The 11145-nt window shown below is 68.8% G+C and carries 9 protein-coding genes; 3 read left to right on the top strand and 6 right to left on the bottom strand.

Annotated elements, in window-relative coordinates; translation table 11 throughout:
- Positions 1-144 precede the first annotated feature (144 nt).
- From WBP48_RS16020 to WBP48_RS15995, 6 genes are all read right to left on the bottom strand, one after another.
- Positions 145-1197 (bottom strand): hypothetical protein, encoded by a 1053-nt coding sequence (locus WBP48_RS16020; RefSeq protein WP_424441745.1) that lies wholly within the window; start codon positions 1195-1197, stop codon positions 145-147.
- Positions 1197-1952, bottom strand: coding sequence for a glutamine amidotransferase (locus WBP48_RS16015; protein WP_424441744.1), 756 nt, complete (start codon positions 1950-1952; stop codon positions 1197-1199). The genes WBP48_RS16020 and WBP48_RS16015 overlap by 1 nt, the downstream gene beginning before the upstream one ends.
- A 111-nt stretch (positions 1953-2063) precedes the next feature.
- Entirely contained in the window at positions 2064-3014 is a 951-nt protein-coding gene (locus WBP48_RS16010; RefSeq protein WP_424441743.1) for a substrate-binding domain-containing protein, read from the bottom strand.
- 79 nt (positions 3015-3093) lie between these two features.
- A complete protein-coding gene (locus WBP48_RS16005) occupies positions 3094-4092 on the bottom strand; it encodes an ABC transporter permease (protein WP_424441742.1) in 999 nt (332 codons plus the stop codon).
- A complete protein-coding gene (locus tag WBP48_RS16000) occupies positions 4082-5587 on the bottom strand; it encodes a sugar ABC transporter ATP-binding protein (RefSeq protein WP_424441741.1) in 1506 nt (501 codons plus the stop codon). The genes WBP48_RS16005 and WBP48_RS16000 overlap by 11 nt, the downstream gene beginning before the upstream one ends.
- Entirely contained in the window at positions 5584-6573 is a 990-nt protein-coding gene (locus tag WBP48_RS15995; RefSeq protein WP_424441740.1) for a LacI family DNA-binding transcriptional regulator, read from the bottom strand. Before WBP48_RS15995 ends, WBP48_RS16000 begins: the two co-directional genes overlap by 4 nt.
- A gap of 502 nt (positions 6574-7075) precedes the next feature.
- On the opposite strand from WBP48_RS15995, the gene WBP48_RS15990 reads away from it, so the two are divergent.
- The 3 genes from WBP48_RS15990 (at position 7076) to serS (ending at position 11142) form a co-directional block, all read left to right on the top strand.
- Positions 7076-8695: a DUF222 domain-containing protein gene (locus tag WBP48_RS15990; RefSeq protein WP_424441739.1), complete on the top strand. Its 1620-nt coding sequence runs from the start codon at positions 7076-7078 to the stop codon at positions 8693-8695.
- Positions 8696-8895: 200 nt separating this feature from the next.
- A complete protein-coding gene (locus WBP48_RS15985) occupies positions 8896-9795 on the top strand; it encodes a DNA-formamidopyrimidine glycosylase family protein (protein WP_424441738.1) in 900 nt (299 codons plus the stop codon).
- 66 nt (positions 9796-9861) lie between these two features.
- Positions 9862-11142, top strand: a complete 1281-nt coding sequence (serS, locus tag WBP48_RS15980) for a serine--tRNA ligase (RefSeq protein ID WP_424441737.1) — start codon at positions 9862-9864, stop codon at positions 11140-11142.
- The last annotated feature ends 3 nt before the right edge of the window (positions 11143-11145 follow it).

Here is an 11145-nt window from a genome sequence, read left to right as displayed (position 1 = left end):
GACTTGCGCTTGCGGAGCCGGGGAGGGCGAGTCGACCTGCGCCCCAGCGGGCGCGGCGGCGTCAGGCGCGTCGTCAGGTGCGGCGTCTGGTGCGGCGTCGGCGGGTGGCATGTCGCCACGATACCGGGCGGTGCCCGGCGCAGCTCACGTCATGCCGAGGAGGATCATCGAGATGCGATCGAGCGATACGGCGTCGCCGACGTAGACCCACGTGGAGAACTCATCTGCGCCGTGGCTGTCACGGGCGCCGATCGTCGTGCCGCGCGCTTCCAGTTCGCCGAATCCGCCGAGTCCGCCGGGGTCACTGTAGATGTGGAGCGAGTCGCCGCGCAGCCCCGGCGCGAAGTCTGGTTCCTCCGGATACTCGGCGGAAGGATCCTGGGTGACATGTCGCACGATGAGCAGGTCTTCACCCTCGGGCAGCGTGCGGCGATACCCCATTCGACCGAACACGTTCGGCGCGGCGAAGCCCACTTTGTAGCGAGCCTGCCCCGCGAGCGTCGCCTCGACTCCTCCCGCAACGTGCTCGAGTAAGCGCCCGGCCGGTTCGTAGTAGTCCGTGACCTCGGCCGACGGCGTCGCCGGCACGAGCACCCTGCCCGGAGTGTTCACCTGTTCGAGATACCACGACTCGACGAGGAGGCCGGGCGACGCACTGTCGAGCTCGACCGTGACGCCGTACCCGCCGCTGCGGACCCCGGAGAGCAGAGTCGCCGCGGTCCGCAGTGCCCGCAGGGGCTCGGGTTTCGGGCGAACCGACGCGCTCCACCGCAGCGAGAGCACGCCGTCCTGCGTGTTGCGCGCGACGAGTTCCGCAGAAGTCGAGAATCGGATGCCGGTCGCCGTCTCCTCCGCGGAATAGTCGCCCGGATCCATCGCGTGAGGCACGACGAAGGTGCCCCAGTAGTCCGCACGATCCTCGATGATGTACTGCACCTCGGGGCCGAGCCACAGGCGGTCACCACCGAGATTCCACGCGTCGGACGCGCACAGCGCCGCGAACGCATCCGGGTCGAGGAACTCAGCCGGCATCCAGTTCAGACTCGCGCCGCCGTCGACGAACGGGCCGAACACACGTGCGCCTCTCGCCGCCGCGATCACGCTCAGCCCGCCACCGAGGTCGATCCGGCGATGCGGGATCGACGCCTCGGCGAGGCGGGCGAGCGCGACCGACTCGACTATGCCGTTGTCCGGCATCAGATCGCTCCGGCGGTCCAGCGCACCATCCTGTCCCACAACACCGCGTAGCTCTCCCACGCGAGGAACTGCGGGCTGCCCCAGTGGGGGCTGCAGTCGCTGGCGAAGGCCGTCGTGCGGCCTTCGCCGAACTGACGCACGGCGAGGAAGGGATCGCCCTCGAACTCGACGAGGACCTCCGAATCCGCTCTGCGGATGAGTTTGTTGTACCCGAGGAAGATCGGCCAGTCGGTGCTGACACCGTCGAGCAGCGGGTGGCCGTCCACAACGGTGGACGGCGAGATGCCTTCCGGTCGCTCCACACGATCGTCGAACCCGTACATGCCGACCGGAAGCGCCGGAGCGAGCGGGGTGAAGTGGAAGTTCGCCTTGCCCTCGAATCCCGAGAAGCTCATGTAACCGCCGACCATCAGAACTCCACCGCCGAACTCCTTCACCCAGCGCGCCAACTCGCCGAGCCGGTTCGGCACCGCTTTGCCGTGGACGAACGGGTCTGCGTGCAGCAGCAGGGTGTCGGCCGCGATGTCGGAGAGGATGACGACGTCGTACTCGTCCCACTCCTCGGCCGTCCACGGTGCGATGTTCGTGGCGAGGTGATTGGGGACGACGGTGACGTCGTGGTGCTGCGCGAGCGCCTCGGTGAGCGGCTGGTGGCCCTCGTTGTACTCACCGGTCGTATAGGTCGCCGCCCCTTTCTGGTGAATCGCATGGGTGACCCAGGTCTCTCCCAGCAGGAGGATCTTGAGCGCGGTCATGGTGTCTCTCTCTTCTGCCCGTCGAACGGGCGTGGATCTGCGCGGGGAGTCGGGTGGGGAGTGGGATGGCCGGGAGTCCGCGTCGAGCGCGCGGACTCCCGGCCAGTGCGTTCAGTCGGCGGTGAGAAGCTCCACCGGAACGCTGATGTGGTCATCGATCGTGTCGCCGCCCAGCACGGTCAGCGCCTCTTCGACCGCAGTCTGACCGAGGAGCGCGGCCTGCTGCGCGATCGATGCGTACAGTGTGCCCGCCTTGATCGCAGCGATCCCGTCGTCGGTGCCGTCGAAGCCGACGACGAACACCTCGGTGCCGGCTCGGTCTCCGAGCGCCTCGATGGCGCCAAGAGCCATCTCGTCGTTCTCCGCGAAGATCCCGACCACGTCTGGGTTCGCCTGCAGGATGTTGGTCGTCACATCCAGACCGAGGGCCCGGTCATAGTCCGCTGTCTGCGTGGCGACCACCTCGATGTCGGCGAACTTCTCGATGCCCGTCGTGAATCCCTCGTAGCGGGCCACCGACGACGAGTCCCCCGAAAGACCACGGAGTATCGCGACCTGACCGGACTCGCCGACTGCAGCGCCCAGTGCCTCGGCCGCCATTTCACCGCCGAGCACGTTGTCACTGGCCACCGTGGTCGTCAGCTGATCCGTGTTGACCGTGTTGTCGACCGCGATCACCGGGATCCCGGCGGCCACGAGGTCAGCGACCGGGTTGATCGCGGCATCCTGGTCCACCGAGTTGATGATCACGAGGTCGTACTCCTGAGTGATCGCGTCGGCGAGCTGATTCGCCTGAGTGGCTGGGTCGTTCTGTGCATCGACGGTCTCCAGCGTGATGCCCGCCTCGTCGGCGGCAGCCTGGGCACCCTCCTCCAAGGTGATGAAGTACGGGTTGTCCAGCGTCGACAGTGCGAGCAGCACCGTGAACGAGCCGTCTTCACTCGATGTCGTGCTCGGCTCCGCGGGAGCGGAGCAGCCCGCGAGCAGCATGCTCGCGGCGGCGACCGAGGCGAGAACGCCGACGGTTCGCGTGGATATCCTGTTCAGGGCCTTCTGTGACATGGGGTTCCTCTCATTTGCGGATGGTGCAGGTCGTGGCTCGGGCCGTTGCAGCGGCCCGAGCCATGCAGGCGGGTCCGCCCTAGCCGGGCTTCTTCCTGCGCAAGACATCGATGAGCACCGCGATCGCGATGACGGCACCGATGACTATCTCTTGCCAGAACGCATTCACGTTCAGCAGATTGAGGCCGTTGCGGATGACCGCGAGGACGAGCGCGCCGATGAGCGTCCCCGTGATCCGTCCGACACCGCCGGCGAGACTGGCGCCGCCGATGACGACCGCCGCAATCGCATCGAGCTCGTAGCCCGCCGCCGCTTGGGGTTGGGCGGTGGAGAGGCGACCGGCGAGTACGAGGCCGGCGACCGCGGCGAACAGTCCAGCGACCGCGTACACGCCGACGTGCGTCGCGCGCACCGGGATCCCCGAGAGCCGGGCAGCCTCCTCATTGCCGCCGATCGCGAAGATCGCGCGCCCGAAGACCGTGCGATTCAGCAGCACAGCAGCGATGAGGCCCATGACGGCCATGACCACCACCGGCATCGGGAGCCACCCGAACAGCCTGCTTCCGAGCAACGACACGACATCGCCGGCAGGAATCGCGCGGCCGTCGGAGACGACGAGGGTCAGTCCCCGCGCAATGCTCAGCATCGCCATCGTCGCGATGAACGACGGCAGTCGACCGAACGCCACCATGATGCCGCTCACCGATCCGGCGACCACACCGACGCACAGTCCGACGACGACGGCGAGCAGTGGATGGATGCCGGCGCTCGTGGTCAGCCACGCCGCGCACATCGCCGACAGCGCCGCCACCGAGCCGACCGACAGGTCGATCCCTCCGGTCACAATGACGAGCGTCATCCCGAACGCGAGGATGGCGACGACCGATGCCTGGATGAGCACGTTCGTGAGATTGGGGACGGTGAGGAAGGTGCGCGACACGGAGGCGAGCACGATCACGAGCAGCGCGAGGGCGACGAGAGCGCCGTTGCGCGAAAGGAAGCCGCCGACGCGTTCGCGCAACGCAGTGGCGGTGCGCACGGGCCGATCCGGCGCAGCGATCACGGGTTCAGTGGACACGGGACGAATCGACCTCCTTGACGGCGAGCTTCATGACGGACTCCTGAGTGGCGGCGCCGCGGTCGAATCCGCCGACGATGCGCCCCCCGGTCATGACGAGCAGACGATCGGCCATGCCGATGGCTTCGGGCAGATCGCTCGAGACCATCACGACGGCACCTCCGTCCGCGGTGAATCCGTTGATCAGTTCGTAGAGCTCCACTCGGGCGCCGACGTCGACACCCCGTGTGGGTTCGTCCAGCAGCAGCACGCGCACGCCGGCATCCAGCCACTTGCCGATGACGACCTTCTGCTGGTTCCCGCCCGAGAGCGTGCGCACCGCCTGACCGAGACCCCGCATCCGGATGCCCAGTCGCGTAGCGATCGAGCCGGCGGACGTCCACTGCGCTCGCGGGGCGATGAAGCCTGCCCGCGCGTCGCGGCGGACTGAGGCGAGCCCGATGTTGTCGGCGACGCTTCGGCCGAGCACGAGGCCCTGACCTTTGCGATCTTCGGGCACGAGCGCGATCCCACGCGCGATCGCGGAGCCCAGCCGGCCGCTCGGAACGCGCGCGCCCGCGATGCGGACCTCGCCGCCATCGACGCTGTCGACGCCGGCGATGGCCCGAAGCACCTCGGTGCGACCGGCGCCGACGAGCCCGGCCAGGCCGAGGACTTCGCCGGGGCGGACGTCGAATGAGATGTCATCGAAGCGCCCCCGGCTGGTGAGCTGCCGCACCTCGAGCAACGGAGCCGCGCCCTCGGTCGCCGCAGGGATCCGGGGGTACTGGGTGTCGATCGAACGACCGACCATGAGTCGGATGAGTTCGGATTCGGGCGCGGATGCGACGACCTCACCCACCGCGCGACCGTCGCGGAGCACGGTGGCCCGATCCCCGACGAGCGGGATCTCCTCAAGATGGTGCGAGATGAAGACCTGCGCGACGCCCTCACGGCGCAGTCGTCGCATGACGTCGAAGAGACGTGACGACTCCTGAGCGGTGAGCGCGGCGGTCGGTTCATCGAGGATCAGGATGCGGGACTCCAGACTGAGTGCCTTGGCGATCTCGACGAGTTGCCGGCGGGCGATGCCCAGTGTCTCGACGGGGCGACGCGGATCGACGTCAAGGCCTACTACGTCGAGCCATGGGGTGGCCGCACGCACGACGGCGTTCGCCGACACGATCCCGAACCGCCGGGGCTGACGACCCAGCAGCACGTTCTCGGCCACGCTCAGCTTCGGCACGAGTTGCAGCTCTTGATGGATCGTCCCGATCCCCGCTCGAACCGCGGCGGCAGGCCCGTCGAACCGCACGGGTGTGCCGTCAAGACGCATCACCCCGGCATCCGGCCTGTGGATGCCCGCGAGGATCTTGATCAGCGTGCTCTTGCCGGCTCCGTTCTCGCCGAGCAGCACGTGCACCTCGCCCGCGTCGACGCGGAAATCGATGTCACGGAGCGCATGCACTCCGGCGAACGACTTCTCTACGCCCTCGAGTTCGAGCACGCTCGTCATCGGGATGCCTCCGCGGTCGACGACCGTCGGACGAGATCCACGGGCACCATTTCGACCGCGCCATCGACGGGTTCGCGCCGCTGCAGTGCGTTGATGAGGCGCCGAGCCGCGATTTCGCCGAGCACCTGTGGGCTCTGGCGGATCGTGGTCAGTCCCGGGGTCACGTAGTGGGCCACGGTGATGTCGTCGAAACCGACGACGCTCACGTCGCGCGGCACCGTGAAACCCAGTTCGCTCAACGCCTCCATCGCGCCCAGAGCGATCAGATCGTTCGTGGCGAAGACGGCGGTCACCGAACCCGCTGCGAGTTCGCTGCGGTACCGCAGGATTCCCGCGCGGCCGTTCTCCTCGGTGAACGCGCCATATCGCGCAGCGACGAGCTCTCCGCCCCCGTCGATCCATGACGCGCAGAAGCCCTCGACGCGTTGCGTGCTGCTGGGCAGTCCTTCCTCGGCGGCCAGCACGAGCGCGCGACGGTGTCCGAGCTCGAGCAGGTGCTGAGCAGCCAGTCGGCCGCCTGAGACGTTGTCACTCACCACCGCGGGATACGCGGCATCGGCGATTTGTTCGTCCACCAGGATGAGCGGGAGGTCGCCCACGACGCTTTGGACGTCACCCTGCGGTGCAGCGACTCCCGCGGCGTAGATGAGCCCATCTACCGCCCTGCTCCGGATCATCTCGAGATAGAGCAGTTCCCGCTCGCGGTCCCAGCCCGTGTTGCCCATGATCACGTTGAAGCCGAGGTCGATCGCGGTCTGCTCCGCCCCCTTCGCCAGCTCGGCGAAGAAGCTGTTGGCCATGTCGGGAACGAGTAGCCCGACGACCTGGGTTTGACCCGTTGCAAGATTGCGGGCGGATCGGCTGGGGACGTAGCTCAGATCCGCCATCGCTCGACGGACGCGTTCGACGAGTTCGGGGCTCACGTAGCGCTTGCCGTTGATCGCGTGCGAGACGGTCGTGCTGCTCACGCCTGCCCGCTGAGCCACATCGAAGATGCTGACCAATGTGTCTCCCTTCTCGAGGTAGGGCGGATCGACGAATGAGTGCGCGGGTAGCGAGCGGCGAGTGGTACGGATGCTGCGTCGTGCTGCATCCTCCGGATGGCTTTCGGCTCACCAAAGCGGTTGCCAAAGCGCTTTGCGAACGTTCACAGCACACCACGAAGGATTTGGCTCCGGCAAGCGGGGGCCGGATCTGTTACAGGTCGTTCACGAGCAATCGACACGCCCGCAATGATCGCGGCCGTGGCGGCGCTCGGCGAAACCCCCGCGAAACACCGCGCCGCGCTCGCCCAGCGCTGCTCATCGCGCTCATTCCACGAACAGCGGCACGTCCAGGCTCGCTCGTGCAGGTGATCGATCCGCACGGACGTGTCGACAAGGATTGTCCGCCCTTGCCGAACCGGCCACAGTCGAGCAAATCTACGATCTGTCCACAGAGCGGTAAGGATGTGTGGGGCGTGTCGGTGGTCCTTGCGATACTGGGTCTATGAGATTCCTCGAAGATATCAGCGAAGCCGTGGGGCGGCTGCGCGTGTTCGGGGAACTCGACGTGCCGGCGGCCGCGTTGCCTGATTCGGCGTTGCGGCTCTCCGACGCGTCGGTGCGTGAACTGCTTACCGAGGCGGCGGGGCTGGCGAAGAGTGTTGCGCTGCTGCAGTCAGTGCTGGCCGGGGTTGCCGCATCCCGATCGACGCGGGATCGGGGTCACGAGGGGCTGGCTCAGCGGACCGGTCACCGCAACGCGGTGGAGTTCATCCGTGACCTGACGGGCGCCACGCGCGGGGAGGCGGCCCGTGCGGTGCGCGTGGGAGAGGCGCTGATCGACTGCGTCGGCGCGGATGTCGGCGCGGCGGGCGTCGACGAGGGTTCAGGCGACCAGGGCTCGGCTGGCGAAGGTGGCGTCGGCGTCGGTGTCGGTGTCGCGGATGAGGGCGCGACGGATGCCGGGGCGGCGGATGCCGAGGTGTCCGCGACGCCGTGGCACGAGGCGTTGCGGCTTGCGCTGCTGGCCGGGCAGATCACGACCGCACAGCACGACGCGGTGCGTCTCGGTCTCGGCGAACCGCCGGCGCTCGGTGAGCATTCCGACGCGGACACCGTCGCCGCGTGGCGGGCGGCGTGTGAGGAGCTGGTCCGGGAAGCGGGCAGCTGCACCGTGGAAGACCTCGCCTCCCGTGCCCGCGGGCTGCGTGACCTGCTCGACCCCGCCGGCGCGGAAGACCGTCATGCCGCGAAGTTCGCGCAGCGCTCCTACCGGTCATGGAACGGGCAGGACGGCCTGCGGCGGGCGAGCATCGTGTTCGACCCGGAGATGGGTGAGTGGGTGGACGGCGTGTTCGCCGCGGCGCTCGCGCCCCGGCGCGGCGGCCCGCGGTTCGTCGCCGAGGATGAGAAGCAGGCCGCGCGGGCGCTCGTCGACGATCCGCGCACGAACGAGCAGCTCGCCTACGACCTGTTCGCCGACATCTTCCGTGCGGGCGCGCAGGCGACGGCGAAGGATGTGTTCGGTGTCCGCGAACCCGGCCTGCGCCTGGTCGCGATGCAGGATGCCGTCACCGGCGAACCCGCCCGCCGCGACGCGTTCGGACGGCTCGTCGCGACGGCGGCCACCGACAGCGGCAGCCTCACGGTCCCCGGGTCGGCGATCGAGCACGCGCTGTGCCTGTCGGGCGCGATCACCGTGCACACCGACCGTCACGGCAACCCGCTCGAAGTGGGGCGCGAGCAGCGGCTGTTCACTCCGGCACAGAGACTCGCCCTGTCCGTGCGTGACGGCGGATGCCTCTGGCCCGGCTGCGACCGGCCACCCGCGTACTGCGAAGTCCACCACTGCGACCACTGGGCAGATGGCGGCACCACCGACAGCGACCGCGGGGCGCTGCTGTGCCGGTTCCATCACCTCCACCTGCACAACACGGGCTCGCGGATCACCCGCGACGGTCACGGGCCATTCCTCCTCCACCCGCCACCCGGCGCACACACCACGAGGGCAGGAACGACGGCCGGCGCGGAGGACCCGATCATGCTGCGATCCAAATCACCCCTGCGATGGCTATGGGACCCCCCACCCGACCGAGCCGGCTGGCGCGAACGTCTCGCCACCTGAGGCAGACTCTCTTGCCCCGACGGCGCGGCAGCGCCCCTGAGAAGCTGGCGCGACGGCAACAGCGACGCGACCCGGGCCGACCGCATTCCGAGCGCCGTGTGATGTCCGTTTGCACCGTGCGTGACGACGACCGCGGGGAGCCGGAACGTGGTTGCGGGATTCGTCTGGCATCGCTCCGATCGGCTTGACAGGATGGGCACATGCCGGAGTCGCCTGAGGTCGATGCGCTCGCCGGGTTCCTGCGGTCGCGCGTCGTCCATCGTCGAATCGCAGCACTCGAACTCGAGGAGTACGGCGCACTCAAGACTCGTGATCGCGGCGTCGGGCAACTGGCCGATCGATCGGTGACCGGAGTCCGCCGCTTCGGCAAGCACGTCGCACTGGATACCGACGGGCCGGCGCTCGTGGTCGGCTTCGGTCGCTCCGGGTGGATGCGGTGGCTCCCCGACACCGAAGCGGTCACGCCCGCCGCCGGCCCCGACGTGAGCGTCCCGGCCGCCTCCGCCGCTCCCGTGATCGCACGGCTGAGCTTCGACGACGACGCCGAACTCGAGTTGACGGATGCCGGCAGTTGGCTCTCGGTGGGACTGTGGATCGTGGACGACCCGGCCGATGTGCCCTCGATCGCGAAGCTCGGGCCCGACCCTGCATCGGCCGACTTCACGGCTGCGGACCTGGATCGCATCCTGATCGGACGGCGTAAACAGCTCAAGTCGCTGCTTCAGGAGCAGGAGACGCTCGCCGGCATCGGTAACGCGTACTCCGATGAGATCCTCTGCGTCGCGGGACTCTGGCCGCTCACCCACGCCAGCGCCCTCGACGAGAACCAGCGCGCGGCGCTTTACCGCGCCGTGCGCGAGGTGCTCGGCGACGCGTTCGCGCAGCGACGCGACGTCCCGATCGACCAGCTGAAGGCGCACAAGGTCGCCTCCATGCGCGTCCACGGCCGCACCGGCCAGCCGTGCCCCGACGGCGAGGGCATCGTCGCGGACGTCCCCGGTTCGAAGGGGGCTGCGCAGTATTGCCCCGCCCAGCGACCGCCGGACCAGCGGCCGCCGGACCAGCGACCGCAGGACCAACGGCCGCAGGGTCTGATCTGACACCGCACGCACGACCGCATCCACCCGGCATCCACCCCCGTCCCACCCCGCAACTAGACTTGGCGGGTGATCGATCTCGCTCTGCTCCGCGACGACCCGGACCGCGTCAAGCGCTCGCAGGAGGCGCGCGGCGAGTCGCCGACCACCGTCGACGAGGCCGTCGCAGCCGATCGCGCGCGCCGCGCCGCCATCACCGCATTCGAGGAGCTGCGCGCCGAGCAGAACGCGCACGGCAAGCGCGTCGCCGCCGCCCCCAAAGATGAGAAGGCGGCCCTCGTCGCCCAGGCGAAGGACCTCAGCGACCGCGTCAAGGTCGCCCAGCAGGCGGTCACCACCGCAGAACAGGCGGCGGATGAGGCGCTCGCGCGCATCGAGAACATCGTCATCGACGGAGTGCCCGCCGGTGGCGAGGAAAACTTCGTGACGCTGCGGACGCACGGGCAGCCGGCATCCTTCGACTTCACTCCTCTCGACCACCTCGCCCTCGGCGAGAAGCTCGGCGCCATCGACATGGAGCGCGGTACCAAGGTCTCGGGCTCGCGCTTCTACTTCCTCACCGGCATCGGCGCGCGGCTGGAGTACGCGCTCATGTCGCTCGGGCTGCAGCGGGCGGTGGATGCCGGGTTCGTCCCGATGATCCCACCGACCGTCGTCCGTCCCGAGATCATGCGCGGCACGGGATTCCTCGGCCAGCACGCCGACGAGGTCTACCGGCTCGAAGCCGACGACCTCTATCTCGTCGGCACGAGCGAGGTGCCGCTCGCGGGGTATCACATGGGCGAGATCCTCGACCTGTCGGCCGGACCCAAGCGCTACGCCGGCTGGTCGACGTGCTACCGGCGCGAGGCCGGATCGTACGGCAAGGACACCCGCGGCATCATCCGCGTGCACCAGTTCAACAAGCTCGAGATGTTCGTCTACACGACCCTCGAGGATGCCGAGGCGGAGCACCTGCGCCTCGTCGACATGCAGGAGAGCATGCTGCAGGACCTGGGCCTGAGCTACCGCGTCATCGACGTCGCGGCGGGCGACCTCGGCTCGTCCGCCGCCCGCAAGTACGACGTCGAGGCGTGGGTGCCGACGCAGGGCGCGTACCGGGAGCTCACGAGCACGAGCAACTGCACGAGCTACCAGGCGCGTCGACTCGACGTGCGCTACCGGCCTGCCGTCGACGGCGGCGGGGCGGGCAAGGCCGCGCCGGTCGCGACCCTCAACGGCACGCTCGCCACGACCCGCTGGATCGTGGCCCTGCTCGAAACGCATCAGCGCGCGGACGGCTCGGTCGAGATCCCCGAGGTGCTGCGGCCGTACCTCGGCGGGCTCGAGGTCGCGGAGCCCATCGCGTGACGG

Origin of the sequence: Microbacterium sp., from assembly GCF_049661145.1 — a bacterium.
Classification (GTDB): Bacteria; Actinomycetota; Actinomycetes; order Actinomycetales; family Microbacteriaceae; genus Microbacterium.
Note: the sequence above shows the minus strand (reverse complement) of the source record. Positions and strands in the feature narration are given on the sequence as shown.